12 protein-coding genes are annotated in these 15,930 nt (G+C 65.2%); 9 read left to right on the top strand and 3 right to left on the bottom strand.

The window, feature by feature from the left end; translation table 11 throughout:
• Positions 1–83: 83 nt before the first annotated feature.
• Positions 84–1,100, top strand: coding sequence for a pyridoxal-phosphate dependent enzyme (locus tag BLT75_RS03490; RefSeq protein WP_093027765.1), 1,017 nt, complete (start codon positions 84–86; stop codon positions 1,098–1,100).
• Complete coding sequence (locus tag BLT75_RS03485; protein WP_093027764.1) at positions 1,093–2,226, top strand: amidohydrolase; 1,134 nt, start codon at positions 1,093–1,095, stop codon at positions 2,224–2,226. Before BLT75_RS03490 ends, BLT75_RS03485 begins: the two co-directional genes overlap by 8 nt.
• Here the strand turns inward: BLT75_RS03485 and BLT75_RS03480 are convergent, their stop codons facing one another.
• Positions 2,227–2,637 carry a DUF3307 domain-containing protein gene (locus BLT75_RS03480; protein WP_425441115.1) on the bottom strand — a complete coding sequence of 137 codons (411 nt, stop codon included), beginning with the start codon at positions 2,635–2,637 and terminating at the stop codon, positions 2,227–2,229.
• A gap of 168 nt (positions 2,638–2,805) precedes the next feature.
• On the opposite strand from BLT75_RS03480, the gene BLT75_RS03475 reads away from it, so the two are divergent.
• Positions 2,806–5,847, top strand: coding sequence for a cyclic nucleotide-binding domain-containing protein (locus tag BLT75_RS03475; protein ID WP_425441114.1), 3,042 nt, complete (start codon positions 2,806–2,808; stop codon positions 5,845–5,847).
• 4 nt (positions 5,848–5,851) lie between these two features.
• Here BLT75_RS03475 and BLT75_RS03470 read toward each other — a convergent pair whose 3' ends face one another.
• Entirely contained in the window at positions 5,852–7,009 is a 1,158-nt protein-coding gene (locus tag BLT75_RS03470; RefSeq protein ID WP_093027762.1) for an acyl-CoA dehydrogenase family protein, read from the bottom strand.
• Entirely contained in the window at positions 7,006–7,635 is a 630-nt protein-coding gene (locus tag BLT75_RS03465; protein WP_093027760.1) for a TetR/AcrR family transcriptional regulator, read from the bottom strand. The genes BLT75_RS03470 and BLT75_RS03465 overlap by 4 nt, the downstream gene beginning before the upstream one ends.
• Positions 7,636–7,748: 113 nt before the next feature.
• Here BLT75_RS03465 and BLT75_RS03460 point away from each other — a divergent pair, with 113 nt between their 5' ends.
• From BLT75_RS03460 to BLT75_RS03435, 6 genes are read left to right on the top strand one after another with little or no spacing between them, the layout of a single operon-like run.
• A complete protein-coding gene (locus tag BLT75_RS03460) occupies positions 7,749–9,512 on the top strand; it encodes an acyclic terpene utilization AtuA family protein (RefSeq protein ID WP_093027758.1) in 1,764 nt (587 codons plus the stop codon).
• Between the two features lie 13 nt (positions 9,513–9,525).
• Positions 9,526–11,145: an acyl-CoA carboxylase subunit beta gene (locus BLT75_RS03455; protein WP_093027756.1), complete on the top strand. Its 1,620-nt coding sequence runs from the start codon at positions 9,526–9,528 to the stop codon at positions 11,143–11,145.
• On the top strand, positions 11,145–11,939 hold the full coding sequence (locus BLT75_RS03450; RefSeq protein WP_093027754.1) for an enoyl-CoA hydratase/isomerase family protein: 795 nt from the start codon (positions 11,145–11,147) through the stop codon (positions 11,937–11,939). Before BLT75_RS03455 ends, BLT75_RS03450 begins: the two co-directional genes overlap by 1 nt.
• A 4-nt stretch (positions 11,940–11,943) precedes the next feature.
• Complete coding sequence (locus BLT75_RS03445) at positions 11,944–13,923, top strand: acetyl/propionyl/methylcrotonyl-CoA carboxylase subunit alpha (RefSeq protein ID WP_093027752.1); 1,980 nt, start codon at positions 11,944–11,946, stop codon at positions 13,921–13,923.
• On the top strand, positions 13,920–15,047 hold the full coding sequence (locus BLT75_RS03440) for an NAD(P)H-dependent flavin oxidoreductase (protein WP_093027750.1): 1,128 nt from the start codon (positions 13,920–13,922) through the stop codon (positions 15,045–15,047). Before BLT75_RS03445 ends, BLT75_RS03440 begins: the two co-directional genes overlap by 4 nt.
• 2 nt (positions 15,048–15,049) lie before the next feature.
• Positions 15,050–15,841 carry a TIGR03084 family metal-binding protein gene (locus tag BLT75_RS03435; protein ID WP_093028175.1) on the top strand — a complete coding sequence of 264 codons (792 nt, stop codon included), beginning with the start codon at positions 15,050–15,052 and terminating at the stop codon, positions 15,839–15,841.
• Positions 15,842–15,930: the final 89 nt, after the last annotated feature.

The following is a 15,930-nucleotide window of genomic DNA, read 5'->3' as shown; positions in this document are numbered from 1 at the left end:
TTTTGTTGAATTGTGAGAAATTTTCCCGAAGATACGGTCAATATTGACCAAATACAATCACTCGGGTGCGGTAGACTCCAGACATGAAAAACGCTGATTTTCCCCTCGATCCCGCTGAACCCCTTCGATTTCTCTCGGTTTGTCCGGCCTATGTCGCGACGCCTTTGACGCGTGCGCGTATCGGCGGGCGGGACCTGTGGGTCAAGGATGAAAGCCGGCGCATGGGCCTTGGCGCGTTCAAGGCATTGGGCGGCGTTTACGCGGTTGCCCGGCTGGTGGCCCGTCATCTGGGCTGCGACGAGCCGGCGGAACTGATCACGGATGCCGTCCGGTCACGCGCATCGGATCTGACATTCGTCTGCGCAAGTGCCGGAAATCACGGTATGGCGGTTGCGGCGGGCGCGCGCCTGTTCGGCGCCCGGGCGCGCATCCATCTGGCGGCGACGGTTCCTGAAAGTTTTGCGGCGCGTCTTCGCGGCAAAGGGGCCGAGGTGGTCCGTTCCGGGGCGGTTTACGACGAAGCGGTCGCCGCCGCCATTGCAGATGCGGAAACCACCGGCGCCCTGCATCTCGCCGACGGGTCATGGCCCGGCTACACCGAACCGCCGCGGCTGGTGATGGAAGGGTATACCGTGATTGCCGGCGAAATGCGGGACAGCTTTGCCGCGAACAGCAACTGGCCCAGCCATGTTTACTTGCAGGCTGGCGTTGGCGGGCTGGCAGCGGCCATCGCCGGGATGATCCGGCGCGACTGGACGGTCCAGCCGGAAATCGTGGTGGTCGAGCCGGACGCGGCCCCCTGTCTGAAGGCATCGGTCGCCGCCGGTCGGGTGGTGACGGTCACGGGGCCGGAATCGATCATGGGGCGGCTGGATTGCAAGGTGCCGTCGATGCTGGCATTCGACATTCTCCGCCATACGGCCGACCGGTTCGTCACGGTTTCAGACGCGGCGGCCGCTGCCGCGGCGGACAAATCCGTGCAGGCGGGCCATCGCACCTCGCCCTCGGGCGCGGCCGGGCTCGCGGCCTTGCTGGCGGAAGACGCGCCTCCGGCAAATCCTCTGGTCATCCTGTCCGAAGGCGCCGTTGCCAATGATTGATTTCGATCCCGTCGCCTTCCGCCGTGACCTGCATGCCCATCCCGAAACCGGGTTCGAGGTGACGCGCACCGCCGGACGTATCGCCGATGTTCTTGAACGCGCGGGACTGGAGGTGGCGCGGGACGTAGGCGGTGCCGGCGTGGTCGCAACGCTGCATCGGGGGGGGCAGGCCATCGGCCTGCGCGCCGACATGGATGCGCTGCCGATCGTCGAAGCAAATACATTTTCCCACCGATCGCGCGATGACGGGCGGTTTCACGGCTGCGGGCATGACGGGCATTCGACCATGTTGTTGGCCGCAGCGCTTAAACTGGCCAGCGATACACGTCTCGACCGTACGGTGCATTTCCTGTTTCAGCCGGACGAGGAGAACGGCAACGGCGCGGCAGCGATGATCGCCGACGGGCTGTTCGAGCGTTTTCCAATGTCCGAGATTTACGGTTTGCACAACATGCCGGGCCTCGAACTGGGGCGGTTCGGCATTCAGGAAGGTCCCTTCTGCGCGTTCGAGGACAATTTCGAGATCCATCTGACCGGACGTGGCGGACACTCCTCGATGCCCGAATCCGGCGTCGACGCCATCGTCGCGGGCGCGGGGCTGGTCATGCAGTTGCAGACCATCGTTTCGCGGGCGGTGCCCGCCGGTGAACACGCGGTGGTCTCGGTCACCGGCTTCGAGACGGATGGCGCGCGAAATGTCCTGGCGGGCAGGGTGCAGATCACCGGCGATTGCCGGGGCTTTTCCGAACTGGTATCGACGCGGATGGAAACGCGCATGCGCGAGATCGTGCAAGGGGTTGCCGCCGCGCAGGGCGCAGAGGCCAGCCTGAGTTACTCGACATCTTTCCGGCCGCTGGTCAACGACCCGCAGTGCACGCGGCGCGCAGCCGATGCCGCGGCCCTGGGCGCACAGGTGAACCGAGCGTATGGCCGGGTCGGGTTCTCGGAAGACTTCGCCGAATTCCTGCTGCACCGTCCGGGGGCCTTCATCCTGATGGGCAACGGGACCGAAGGCGCACAGGCCATGCCGCTGCACAATCCGGGCTACGATTTCAACGATGCCGCGATGCCGCACGGCGTGGCGTTCTGGTGCAATCTGGCCCTGGGAGGCGCGGGCGCCGCCTGATCAAAAGGCGAAGGAAACCCAGGCCCAGGTCATCGCGAGATAGGTGAGCTGATGCAGGAACTGGTCGAAGCCCATCGCGTACCAGTACTTCGCCTGGTTGGGTTGGAGCTCCTTTTGATCGGAATAGAAGGCCTTGCCATAGTCGATGTTGAAATGCACCAGCCATTCCAGGGCGACGGACACCAGAATGAAAACCAGTGGCGACCCGGCCAGCAGGAACACGACAACCGATCCGGCAGCATGAACCCCGGCGTGTTGCGCGCGCCCGAGATGCCAGTATTTGCAGCGCCCGGAAAGCATCCTCGGCGTCTGGAGGAAGAAATCCGCAAGCATGTGCTTTACTTGAAACAGGCAAAGCAAAATCAGTACTGTGCCGATAGTTGCTGGCAACAGGATCTCCTCCGTTTTCATCCCCTGAGGCCAGAGTAGCCTATTCTCGGCGAGGTGCAAAATGAACTGGTTCACTCTCCTTTCAGTTTTAATGGCCGGCTGATTATCCCGCAGCAATTCCGTTGCGTACAGGCCACCTTGCGCGTTAACTTTGGACGAAATTTGCAGTGGCCTGTCCCTGCCGTGACAATTGTCTCGCGACGCTTTCTGGGGGGCGGAGCCATCGAACGCACCTTGTTCCAATTCATCTGGAAGAATTCCAGGCGCGATCAGTTGATCCTGTTGGCGGTGACTTCCACTCTTTTCCCGCTGCTTTACCTGACGTTGGAACTGCCCAAGCGAATCATCAACGATGCGATCGGCGCTGCCAGCCCGACCATCGAGAAGTGGGGCTTTACCTTCGACCAGGTCACGTATCTCGCCATCCTGTGTGCCGCATTCCTGATTGCGGTTCTGGCGCACGGGTTGATGAAGATGAAGATCAACACGATGAAGGGCGTGATGTCGGAACGGATGCTGCGCCGTTTCCGGTATCTGTTGATCTCGCGCATCCTGCGGTTTCCGCAGCCCTATTTCGAAAGGGTCAGCCAAGGCGAGCTGGTGTCGATGGTCACGGCCGAAAGTGAGCCGATGGGCGGGCTGATGGGCGACATGATCAGCCAGCCGGTCCTGCAGGCAGGACAGATGATCACCATCCTGTCGTTCCTGTTCCTGCAGAGTTTCTGGTTCGGAGTGGCGGCCATTGCCCTGATCCCGCTGCAAGCCTGGCTGATTCCGCGGATGCAGCGCCAGATCAACCTTCTCAACAAGAAGCGCATCCAGGAGGTTCGGGTTCTCGCCGCGCAGATCGGCGAGAACGCGGCCGGGGCTGCCACCCTCAGGTCGAACGCGGGTTGGCCCTGGCGGATGGCGATGCTCAGTTACCAGCTTGGTCGGCTCTACCTGATCCGTTTCGACATCTACCAGAAGAAGTTCTTCATGAAATTCGTGAACAACTTCATCGGTCAGCTGACGCCTTTCTTCTTCTATTCGATCGGCGGTTTTCTGGTCTTGCAGGGGCAGGTTTCGCTGGGGGCGCTGGTTGCGGCGCTGGCAGCCTACAAGGATCTGTCCAGCCCGTGGAAGGAATTGCTGGCCTATTACAACCAGACACAGGACATGTCGTTGCGTTGGGAAGTGATCCTGGACCGGTTCGCGCCCCAGGGCATGCTGGACGAGGAAAAGTTCAAGGGGTTTCCCGAAGATCGCCCGCGTCTGACCGGCGACATCGTGCTTGACCATGTCTCGGTGCGCGATGGCGACGGCAATCTGGTGCTCGACGATCTCGACGTGACCCTGCCCGGCGGCAAGGTGATCGGCATCGCCGCGTCCAGCGAGGAAGACCGACGGGCGCTGTCTGAATTGTTGACGCGCGAGGTGCTTCCCGCAAGCGGCAATCTGAGAATTGGCGACCACAACCTATCGGACCTGCACCAGATGGTGATCGCGTCACGCATCGGCCTTGCAACATCCCGCCCGGTCATGTTCCAGGGCAGCTTTGGCGACAACGTGATGATGCCGATGCGGGTGCGGCCGCAGGAAGACAGCGGCGACCCGGAGTTCCATGCTGAAACGCTGCGCGCGGGAAACAGCGCCGATCCCTATCACAGCGACTGGCTGGAGCCGGGGCTGGCCGGTTTCCAGGACCCGGCGGCGCTGCGCGACTGGTGGCTGAAACTGGTCGAAGGTCTGGGGACGGGCGCAACCTTGTACCGGCGTGGTGCCGAGCAGGTGTTTTCCGAGGCGGACCATCCGGATCTGGCGGCGCGACTGGTGTCGTTGCGTCCGGTGGTGCAAGCCGCCGTCGAGCGCGCCGGACTCGGCGGGCAGGCCTATCTTTTCGATCCCGAACAGTACAATCCGGCGCTGCCCGTCGCCGAAAACCTGTTGTTTGCCACCCCGCGCTCGCCGTTCACCCCCGAGGTACTGGCCGGACAGACCGATTTCCTGGCCCAGATCCGCGAGATCGGGCTGGACGAGCCTTTGGTCAGCCTGACCCAGGACGTGATCGACATGTTGCGCCAGATCTTTGGTCTGGACGGGACCGATCACCCGTTGTTCCGCAAGCTCAACCTGGAGCCGCGCACCTATGAAACGGCCCTGAGCCTGGTCGAAAAGACACGCGCCGAAGGGGCGCGGGCGCTGGATGACGGGCAGTTGGCCGGCCTCTTGGCGGTGCCGTTCCGGATATCGGCCGACCAGATCGGCCCGGCGTTCTCGGACGAGGTAAAGGCCCGCATTCTCGAACTGCGCCGGAGCCATTCCGCAGCCCTGATGAACAGCCTCGACGATGTGTTCGCGCCGTTGGACCCGGACAGTTTCGCGCCGGGATTGAACGTTCTGGAGAACGCGTTCTTCGGAAAGGTGAGCGAAGTTCGCGGGTCGCGTACGGACGAGTTGCGCAAGTTGATCGCCGATGTCCTGGCCGAACATGGCGTAAGGCCGCTGGTGATCGAGTTGATCTACGATATTCCGGTGGCGCTTGGCGGGCAGAACGTTCCGGCGATCTTTGCCGAACCTCTGGCCTTTACCCGGGCGACGATCAAACGGCCGGATATTCTGGTGATGGATCGTGCTCTGGCCAGCTACGACATGCAAACGCAGATCGCGGTTTATCGCAACCTGCGCGAACTATTGCCGGACACGACCTTGATCTATCTGAACGATTCGTTTCAGAATCCCGCTGTTTTCGATCTTTTCATCGAAGTGCAGCAGGGCCGGATCGTGACCGAAGAAGTACCGCAGCAGCAGGAAGAGGACAGCGCCGCTTCGGCCGACCTGACTCGCAAGCTGCGCGCCCTGGAGCAGACGCCGCTGTTTTCCGGTCTCGACCGGCGGCAGCTTCGCCTGCTCGCTTTCGGTGCGCGTTGGTACAATGCCAAGGCGGGCGAGGTCGTGTTCCTGAAGGACGACGAACCGACCGATGGCGCCTACATGATAATCGAAGGTGAGGCCGGGCTGTACCTGCCGCGCGACGGCGAAGAGGATCAACTGATCGCCAGGGTCGGTCCGGGGCGGCTGGTGGGTGAGTTGGGGCTGATCCGCAAGGTGCCCCGCGCGCTGAGCATGGTGGCCGAAACCGACATCACCTGCCTGCGCATCGGCGAGGAAGAGTTCCTGGCCGTGGTCGAGAACGACGCCGCGACCGCGTTCAAGCTGTTGCAGGTGGTCGCGGGCTACGTGTCGAACTGACGGGCTATTGGCCCGCCAGCCCCATCTGGCGGACGGCAAGGTCACGCATGATCTCTTCGGATCCGCCGCCGATCGCCATCACCTTGACCTCGCGCCAGACCCGCTCCACCGGGTTGCCGACGAGGTATCCCGCGCCACCGAAGATCTGCATGCCCTCCGAGGCCACGAATTCCAGCGCCCTGGTCGATTGCACCTTGGCCTTGGCGATTTCGGCGGCGGGCATCAGGCCCTGGTTCATGGCCCAGCAGATGCGTTCCAGATAGGCTTCGGTCATGTCGATGCGTGCCGACATCTCGGCGAACTTGTGCGCGATCACCTGGTGTTCGATCAGCCTTTTGCCAAAGGTGCGCCGTTCCCGCGCCCAATCCAGGGCCGCGTCATAGCAGAGCCGCATCATTCCCAACCCGCCCGCGATCATCGCAAGGCGTTCGTGGTTGAAATTGTTCATGATGGCGATGAACCCCTTGTTCTCGGGCCCGATCAGCGCCTGTTCCGGCACCTGGCAGTCATCGAAATGCAGCATTGCCTGGGTCGAGCAATGCCAGCCCATCTTGCCGCCCAGCGGGGTGCGGCTGAAGCCGGGGGTGTCCGCTTCGATCAGGAAGAGCGAGATGCCGGCAAGACCCGGCCCCCCGGTGCGGGCGCCGACGACGAACCACTGCGCGTCCATGCCCCCGGTGATATAGGCCTTGGCCCCGTTCAGCACCCAGCCTTTGCCCGATCGTTCGGCCCGGGTCGTCAGGCTGGCCACATCCGACCCGCCTCCGGGTTCGGTGATCGCCAGCGCCGAGTTCATCCGGCCCTGCACGATCTCGGGCAGCACGGTCCGGCGAAATGCCTCCGGCGCGAACCGCACCATCGGCCCGATCGAGATCGACCGCCCGCCCACGGCCGCCGCCACGCCCGACGCGCCACAACCAAAGGCCAGTTCGGCATAGTCGGCCCGCATGAAGGCATCGTCGAACCCCAGTCCACCGTATTCTTCGGGCACGCCAAAGCCGAAGACGCCCAGTTCGCCCAGTTGCCGATGCAACGCCCGGGGGACCGCCTGTGCGGCCTCCCATGCTTCGATATTCGGTTTCACCTCGGTGTCGAAGAACCGCTTGAGCGTGTTGCGATAGGCTTCGCGCTCGGGCGTCATGAAGGGAGAAGGGCAGGTCATGGCATGTCCTTTGCGGGCAAGGCGACGAGTTGTGTTTCCATGAGGTCGGCGAACCGCGCGACCATGCGCGCCAGATAGGCGGTGTCCGAGACAAATTTTTCGTGCAGCACGAGGCCGCGCAGGAAGTTTCGTGTCATGCTCCACAGAAGTTCGGCATCGTCCGGATCGACGCCCGCGCCGCGATAGGCGTGGGTGATCGACGCGCGGCTTTGCGCGTCCCAGTCGTGCAGGCGCTGTTCCAGCAGGCGGTAGAGTTCCTTGTCGGTCCGGCAGGCCACCAGGATTTCCACCATGGCCCGGCCTCCCGCCGAATTCACCACCTGATCCCAGGCGCGGGTGATCAGATCGCGCACCGGCTCGGGCCGGTCTGCGCTGGTGGCGCGGCGCTCGACCGGTCCCAGAGCATTGGCGAGCAACTCCATCGCCGTGGCGGCGACCAGTGCCTGGCGGGTGGGGAAGTGGTGGGTGATCGCCCCGCGCGACACGCCCGCCCTGGCCTGGATGCGGGCAAAGGTGGTTTCGGCATATCCCAGCCTGTCGAGGCAGGTGATCGTCGCCCGGATGATCCTGGTCTGCGTCGCCTTCGAGCGCCGGTCCTGCGGGGTGGGTTTTTCGCTCTCGTTCATGTTCCGTCACGTCACGGGTTTTTCCGTTGACCGACGCTGCGGCCAGAGGCAACTTAAAAACAGAACGGGCGGTCTGTAAAGTGCCGTCTGGAAGGGCCGGGAAAGGACGTGGCGTGACGGATGTTCTGAAGATCGGCGGGGCCTGCGGTTTCTGGGGTGAGGCGCCCCATGCCACCGCGCAGCTACTGGCGGCGGGGGTGGACGTGCTGGTCTACGACTACCTGGCCGAGATCACCATGTCGATCTTGGCGCGCGCGCGGATGCAGGACCCCGCGCAGGGCTATGCCACCGATTTCGTGACCGAGGCGATGGGCCGCAACCTCCAGGCCATTGCCGCGCGCGGTGTGCGGGTGTTGTCGAATGCGGGCGGGGTCAATCCGGCGGCCTGCGCGGCCGCGCTTCGCGACAGGATCGCCGAGGCGGGCTTGTCGCTGAGGGTGGCGGTGGTCGAGGGCGACGATCTGATGCCACGCCTGGCCGAATTCTCGGGCTGCACCGAGATGTTCACCGGCGCGGCGATGCCCCCGGCGGACCGCATCGCCTCGATGAACGCCTATCTCGGCGCGGGTCCGGTGGTTGCAGCCCTGCGCGCCGGGGCCGATATCGTGATCACCGGGCGCTGCGCGGACAGCGCGTTGACGCTGGCGGCCTGTATCCACCGCTTCGGCTGGGACATGGGCGGGCACGACCTGCTGGCGGCGGGATCGCTGGCCGGGCATCTGCTGGAATGCGGCCCGCAGGCGACCGGCGGCAATTTCACCGATTGGGAAGCAGCAGGTGATATCGCGCGGATTGGCTATCCGATCGCAGAGGTTTCTGCGGACGGCGAATTCATCCTGACCAAGCCCAAAGGCACCACCGGCATCGTCTCGCCCGCGTCGGTGGGCGAGCAGATGCTCTACGAGATCGATGATCCGCGCGCCTATCTGCTGCCAGATGTGGTCTGCGACTTTACCGGCGTCACGCTCGTCCAGGGCGGCCCGGACCGGGTGCGGGTGACGGGCGCGCGCGGGCAGGCGCCGACCGGCCGGCTCAAGGTCTCAGTCACCTGGGCGGATGGATATCGCGGCGGCATGGTGTTCCAGATGACCGGGCGCGCGGCGCGTGACAAGGCAAGGGCCTTTGCGCAGGCGGGGCTGGGCCGCGCGCGCGCGCGGCTCGGCGCGTTGGGTGCGCCCGACTACCGCGACGTCTGTTTCGAAGCGTTCGGCGGAGCGCCGGAAACAGGTGGCGCGGAAGAGATCGCCTTCAAGGCGGCGGTGCGCCACGACGATGCGCGCGCGGTCGGGCTGTTCCTCAAGGAGCTTGTGGGGGCGGCGCTGGCGACCCCGCCGGGCCTGCATTTTTTTACAGGCGGCGGAAGGCCGAAACCCTCGCCGGTGGTGGCGCTGTTTTCCTGCCTGATCGAGGCCGATGCCCTGCACTGCAAGATATCGCTCGACGGGTCCGAGATCGCGTTTGAACCGACGGACCTGCCCCTGCGGGACATCGCGCTTGGCGCCGCGCAGACCCCGGAACCACCGGAAAGCGGCCTGGAAATGGTCCTGCGCCCGCTTGAAGACCTCGCCTGGGCACGATCCGGCGACAAGGGCGACAGCGCCAATATTGGCGTGATCGCCCGAAATCCGGCCTACATGCCGCATATCTGGGCCGCACTTTCGCCAGAGGCGGTGCTGAGATTTTTCGACGAAAAATCTCCGGCGGATGTCAGCCGTTTCTACTTGCCCGGAACCCATTCGATGAACATCGTGATGACGCGGGTGCTCGGGGGCGGCGGGGTTGCCAGCTTGCGCAACGACCCGCAGGGCAAGGCCTTTGCCCAGGAACTCCTGTCTCTGCCGGTACCAGTGCCGGCCGGACTGATCCCGGACGCCTGAAGCGGAGGACCCCATGAGCTTTGTCAGCCTGGTTGTGAAAGACAGCGAAACCTACGCCCGCAACCGCGCCGACATGCTGGCGCTGGTCGATCAGTTGCGCGCGCTCGAGGCGCGGCCGGTGGCCCTGTCGGAGGAGCGGCGCGAACGGATGGAGGCGCGTGGCCAGATCACCCCGCGCGACCGGCTGGCGCGCCTGCTGGACCCTGGCCTGCCCTTTCTGCAACTGCACAGCCTTGCCGGCTATATGGTCGACACGTCGAACCCCGAGAAATCGGTTCCCGGTGCCTCGGTCATCGTCGGTGTCGGCTTCATTGCCGGTGTGCGCTGCATGATCGTGGTCGATGACAGCGGAATCAAGGCCGGCGCCATGGTCGAAATGTCCGGTGCGGCGTTCCTGAGCGCGCAGGAGATCGCGCTGAAACAGAAGCTGCCCTTCGTGCATCTGGTCGAAAGCGCCGGCGCCAACCTGATGGAGTACAAGGTCGAGTTCTGGGCCAATGGCGGCAAACTGTTCCGCAACCTTGCCCGGTTGTCGGCGGCGGGAATCCCGAACCTCGCCGTTCTGCACGGGCCTTCGACGGCGGGTGGCGCCTATATGCCGGGGCTGGCCGATTATGTCGTGGGCGTGAAAAAGAACGGCATGGCCGCCCTCGCCGGCGCGGCCCTGGTGCGCGCGGCCACGGGCGAGGTTGCGAACGACCGTGACCTGGGCGGCTCCGAGATGCATGCCGAGACCAGTGGTCTCGTGGAATACCTGGCCGAGGACGATGCGCACGGGATCGAATTGGCCCGCGATGTGATCTCGGCGCTCGACTGGAACAAGACGCTGCCGCCGCAACCGACACGCGACTTTGCCCTGCCCCGTTATGACATCGACGACATCGCGGGGCTGGTGCCCACCGACTATCGCCACCCCTATGACGTGCGCGAGGTGGTGGCGCGGATCGTGGACGGGTCCGAGTTTCAGGATTTCAAACCGCGATACGGGGTCTCGACGGTTTGCCTGCAGGCGGCGATCAACGGAATCGCGGTAGGGATCATTGGCAACAACGGCCCCATTGACCCGGCAGGGGCCACCAAGGCGGCGCAGTTCATCCAGCTGTGCGGGCAGTCCGACACGCCTTTGATCTTTCTCAACAATACCACCGGCTACATGGTCGGAACCGCCTACGAGCAGGCCGGGATGATCAAGCACGGTGCCAAGATGATCCAGGCCGTGACCTCGGTCGATGTGCCGCGCATCACGCTCTATATCGGGGCAAGCTTCGGCGCCGGCAACTACGGCATGTCGGGTTATGCCTACGCGCCCGATTTCCTGTTCGCCTGGCCCAATGCCACCACCGGCGTGATGGGGGGCGAGCAGGCGGCGGGCACCATGGCGATGGTCGCCCGCGCGGGCGCGAAGCGCAAGGGAGAAGAGGTCGACGAGGACCGCCTGGCCAAGCAATCGGCGCTGATTGCGGCGCATTTCGACAGGCAGGCCGGGGCGTTTCATACCTCGGGCCGGTGTCTCGATCACGGAGTGATCGACCCGCGCGACACGCGGCGGGTGCTGGGCTTCTGCCTGGAAACGGTGCGCGAGGCGCGGGTGCGGCGGGTCAAGCGGGGCAGCTATGGCGTGGCGAGGTTCTGATGCTGCCGGTTTCCGATCACTACGAGTTGGAACCGGCAGGGTCCTGGCTGACGGTCTGGTTCAACGCGCCGCAGGCGCGCAATCCGCTGACGCCCGGCAGGGTCCGGGATCTGCTGGTCCTTTGCGCGGCGCTTCGCGACAGCGACCTGCGCGGCGTCGTCTTTCGCGGACGTGGCGGTGTTTTCTGCGCGGGGGGCGATCTGAAGGCGTTCGAGGGGGTGTTGCGGGGGGCATCCAGTCGTGCCGATGTGTTGGCGCTCAGCCTGCAGGCGGCGAGCCTGTTTGATGCGGTGGCGGGCCTGCCGCAACTCACGGTCATGGCCGTGGAGGGTGCCGCCATGGCGGGGGGGCTGGGGCTGGCCTGTTGTGGCGATATGGTTCTGGCCGAGGAAACCGCGCGCTTTGCCCTGTCCGAGGTGCGGCTGGGGCTGACACCCGCGCAGATAGCGCCCTTTGTCGTGGCGCGGCTGGGCCTGCGGACGGCGCGGCGGCTGATGCTGAGTGGTGAGAGCGTCAGCGGAGAAGCAGCGCGGGAGATCGGTCTTGTCGACCGGCTTGCTCCGGTAGGCGGCATGGATGCGGCCTTGGCCGAACTGCGGCGGAGTATGGCCCCTGCCGCGCCGCAGGCGGTGGCCGCGATCAAGCGGCAACTCTTGGAACTGCCGTTCCAGTCGCGCGAGGAACAGCGGCAGGCCGCCGCCGGGAGTTTTGCAACCGCGCTGCTCTCCGACGAGGCGCGCGAAGGGCTTTCGGCATTCCTTGAAAAACGCAAATCCCGTTGGACGGAGGTCTGAGAGCATGGCATTCGACACGATACTGGTCGCCAACCGCGGCGAGATCGCGGTGCGGGTGATCCGCACGGCGCGGGCAATGGGTCTGCGCACGGTGGCGGTCTATACCAGCGCCGATGCGGATGCTCCGCACGTGGCTCTGGCGGATGAAAGCGTCTGGATCGGGGAGGGTCCGGTCGGCGACAGCTATCTTGACGCTGAGTGCATCCTGGATGCGGCAGAGCGGACGAAAGCGGGCGCCATCCACCCGGGTTATGGGTTCCTGTCCGAAAACGCAGCCTTTGCGGCGGCGGTCGTCGAAGCAGGGATGGTTTTCATCGGTCCCGAGCCGCACGCGATCGAGGCGATGGGCAACAAGGCCGGGGCCAAGCGGATGATGATCGCGGCGGGTGTGCCTTGTGTGCCGGGCTATGAAGGGACGGACCAGTCGGACATTGCCATGACCCGCGCGGTCGGGCAGATCGGGTTCCCCTTGATGGTCAAGGCCGCGGCTGGCGGCGGCGGGCGGGGCATGCGGCTGGTCGAACAGACCGAGGCGTTGACACAGGCGCTGGCGCGTGCCCGGTCCGAGGCGCTGGGCGCCTTCGGATCGGAGGAGTTGATCCTGGAAAAGGCCATCCTCGAACCGCGTCATGTCGAGTTCCAGGTCTTTGCCGATGCGCATGGCAACGTGATCCACCTGGGCGAGCGGGACTGTTCGGTGCAGCGCCGCCACCAGAAGGTGGTCGAAGAGGCGCCGTGCCCGGTGATGACACCCGACCTGCGGGCCGAGATGGGGGCGGCGGCGGTGGCCGCCGCACGCGCGGTCGATTATCGCGGCGCGGGCACGGTCGAATTCCTGCTCGATGCCGCGGGGGCCTTCTATTTCCTCGAGATGAACACCCGTCTCCAGGTCGAACACCCGGTGACCGAAATGGTGACGGGGCTTGATCTGGTGGAATGGCAGATCCGGGTGGCGCAAGGCGAAGCGCTGCCCCTGACACAGGATGATGTCCGGCTCGAAGGTCATGCCATCGAGGTGCGGCTCTATGCCGAAGACCCGGCCAACGGCTATCTGCCCGCAACCGGTCCGGTGCTGCGCTGGCGGCCTGCTGCCGGAGCGGGCGTACGGGTCGATGCCGGTGTCGTGGAGGGACAGGAGATCTCGCCGCACTATGACCCCATGCTGGCCAAGATCATCGCGCACGGTCCCACGCGAGAGGTGGCGCGGACGCGGCTGATACGGGCCGTCGAGGACAGCGTGTTGCTTGGCACACCGACGAACAGCACCTTTCTGGCCGATGTGCTGGCCCTGCCGGAGTTTGCTGCGGGCGCGGCGACAACCGGCCTGTTGGCGCGGGCGTGGCCGGACGGTTATGCCCGAACGGCGACCGATCCGTCGATGGCGGCACTGGCGGCGGCGCTGCTGATGCAGCACGACCGCGACAATGCCCTCGCCCGGGCAGGCCATATCGCCGCCGACCAGCTGGGCTGGTCCAGTGCACTCCTGCTGCCGCGCGGCCTGTCGCTGGCAATCGGCGAGGAAGTCCTTGCGTGCAGTGCCGGTGCCTTTCCGGGGGGGTGGCGGATCGGTGTCGGCGAAGCGCAATTCGACATTTCACTGGTCGCGCAAGGCAACGGTTTGCGCGCATCTATCGGAGAGACGACCCATGACCTGACGGCGCATGTCGCAGGCGACACCGTGTTTCTGGCAACCGGTGCCTTGCGCCTGTCGGCCCGGCGTCTGCGGCCCGGTGCGCAGGATGACGCAGCACAGGCGGGCGGGCGCGTCGTGGCGCCGATGCCGGGGCTTGTGCAGGCGATTGCGGTCGAAACCGGCGCGCTTGTCGCGAGGGGCGACACCCTGGCCGTGCTGGAGGCGATGAAGATGCAGCACCAGATTGCGGCGCCGGTCACGGGACGGATCAAGGCGGTGCATGTGAAACCCGGCCAAAGCCTTGCCGCCGGCGACGCGATGATCGAGATCGAAGAGGATATCGACGCATGAATTCCGCGCTGTGCCGGGAATTGGGGATCGAATTCCCGTTGTTCGCCTTCAGCCATTGCCGCGACGTGGTCGCCGCCGTCAGCCGCGCCGGCGGCATGGGCGTGTTCGGCGCGGTGATGTACACGCCCCAACAGCTTCGGACCGAACTGGAATGGATCGACGCCAATTGCGGCGGCAAGCCCTATGGTGTCGACCTGATCGTGCCCACCTCGATCCAGCGGCAGGGTGTCTCGCTTACCGACGACCAGTTGCTTGCCGGGTTGCCGGCCGACCACCTGGCCTTTGTCGAGGAAACGCTGGCCCGCGCCGGTGTCGGCAGCGGCGATCTGGACGAACGCCGTCGCGCGATGCTGCATTTCTCGCACAATCTCGAAAGCGGCGGGGCCGCGGAGATGCTTGATGTGGCCTTCTCCTTTCCCATCCGGCTGATCGCAAACGCGCTGGGCACGCCGCCACGGATCATGCTGGATCGCGCACGAACGGCGGGCGTGCCGGTGGCGGCTCTGGTCGGATCGAAGAAACATGCCGAACGGCAGGTCGCGGCCGGGGTCGATATCCTGGTCGCCGCCGGTGGTGAGGCGGGTGGCCACTGCGGCGAGATCTCGACCATGGTTCTGGTGCCCGAGGTGGTCTCGGTCGCCGGCAACACCCCCGTGCTTGCGGCGGGCGGCATCGTGACCGGCCGGCAAATGGCGGCGGCCATGGCGATGGGCGCTGCCGGCGCCTGGTGTGGCTCGGTCTGGCTGACCACGACCGAGGGCGAACCGAGCCAGGTGGTCAAGGACAAGATGCTGGCGGCCACGTCCTCTGATACCGTCCGGTCCCGTTCGCGCACCGGCAAGACCTCGCGCCAGCTGAAATCGGCCTGGACCGAGGCGTGGGAGGCGCAGGGGCCGTCCCCGCTGCCGATGCCGTTCCAGTCGCTGATCTCGGAACCGGCGCTGGCGCGGATCGAGAAACTGGCCCAGAGTGGCCACGCGGGCGCGGCTGACCTGGCAACATACTGGGTCGGGCAGGGGGTCGGGCTGATGAACCAGATGACCTCTACGACCGAAGTCGTGCAGGAATTCAAGCGCGACTATCTTGGGGCCGTCGAACGGCTGATGGCGATGTTGGAGGAATGAAGATGGAACAGGCAAGCGATTTCCTGGCCGAAAGCGAGGCTTTGCATGCGGTGCTGGCAGGCGTCTCGGGCGCACGGTGGGAGACTGTGACCCAGTTCAAGGGGTGGACCTTGAACGACGTCCTGGTGCATCTGCATTTCTGGAACCAGATGGCGGACTTGTCGCTGACCGACGAGGCCGCATTTCAGGCGCGGCTGGCGGAAACCTTTGCCGGGATCGGCAAACAGGGTTTCCGCGCCACCGAGAACGCGATGATCACAGAACGCGGTGAATATCTGCGCGAGGCCTGGAAGGCGCTTTATTCCGACATGGGCCGCCGCTGGGCCGCGCTCGACCCCAGACGCCGGGTGAAATGGGCCGGCCCGGAAATGTCCGTCCGCTCGTCGATCACCGCGCGTCAGATGGAAACCTGGGCGCATGGTCAGGAGGTCTTCGACATTCTGGGCGTTGCGCGGCCGGAGGCCGACCGGGTGAAGAACATCGTGGTGCTTGGCGTCAACACCTTCGGCTGGTCCTACAAGGTGCATGGCCGCCCGGTGCCGGAAACGATGCCCATGCTGGAGCTGACGGCTCCGTCGGGTGCTGTCTGGACCTTCGGCGAGCCGGGCGAAAACCGCATCTCAGGCTCCGCCGTCGAATTCGCTCAGGTGGTGGCCCAGACCCGCAATATCGCGGACACCTCGTTGCGGGTCGAAGGGCCCGTCGCCGCCGAATGGATGTCGATCGCACAATGCTTTGCCGGAGGCGCTGAAACCCCTCCTGCCAAGGGCGCGCGCCATCGGGTGGCGGGCTGACGGTCAAGGACGTTGCGTTGCATTCCCGGAACGCCGCGTCACCCCGATTGGCTTGAATCGGGTCCGCGCGTAGCCTGAGCAAAACTGAT

Origin of the sequence: Ruegeria marina (assembly GCF_900101475.1) — a bacterium.
Classification (GTDB): domain Bacteria; phylum Pseudomonadota; class Alphaproteobacteria; order Rhodobacterales; family Rhodobacteraceae; genus Ruegeria_B; species Ruegeria_B marina.
This window is presented reverse-complemented; position numbering and strand designations above follow the sequence as displayed.

What these genes read in the sequence shown, in the direction of transcription:
- BLT75_RS03440 (WP_093027750.1), top strand. Translation starts at nt 13,920, where the DNA reads ATGAATTCCGCGCTGTGCCGGGAATTGGGGATCGAATTCCCGTTGTTC.
- BLT75_RS03445 (WP_093027752.1), top strand. Translation starts at nt 11,944, where the DNA reads ATGGCATTCGACACGATACTGGTCGCCAACCGCGGCGAGATCGCGGTG.
- BLT75_RS03470 (WP_093027762.1), bottom strand. Translation starts at nt 7,009, where the DNA reads ATGACCTGCCCTTCTCCCTTCATGACGCCCGAGCGCGAAGCCTATCGC.
- BLT75_RS03465 (WP_093027760.1), bottom strand. Translation starts at nt 7,635, where the DNA reads ATGAACGAGAGCGAAAAACCCACCCCGCAGGACCGGCGCTCGAAGGCG.
- BLT75_RS03435 (WP_093028175.1), top strand. Translation starts at nt 15,050, where the DNA reads ATGGAACAGGCAAGCGATTTCCTGGCCGAAAGCGAGGCTTTGCATGCG.
- BLT75_RS03480 (WP_425441115.1), bottom strand. Translation starts at nt 2,637, where the DNA reads ATGAAAACGGAGGAGATCCTGTTGCCAGCAACTATCGGCACAGTACTG.
- BLT75_RS03485 (WP_093027764.1), top strand. Translation starts at nt 1,093, where the DNA reads ATGATTGATTTCGATCCCGTCGCCTTCCGCCGTGACCTGCATGCCCAT.
- BLT75_RS03450 (WP_093027754.1), top strand. Translation starts at nt 11,145, where the DNA reads ATGCTGCCGGTTTCCGATCACTACGAGTTGGAACCGGCAGGGTCCTGG.
- BLT75_RS03455 (WP_093027756.1), top strand. Translation starts at nt 9,526, where the DNA reads ATGAGCTTTGTCAGCCTGGTTGTGAAAGACAGCGAAACCTACGCCCGC.
- BLT75_RS03490 (WP_093027765.1), top strand. Translation starts at nt 84, where the DNA reads ATGAAAAACGCTGATTTTCCCCTCGATCCCGCTGAACCCCTTCGATTT.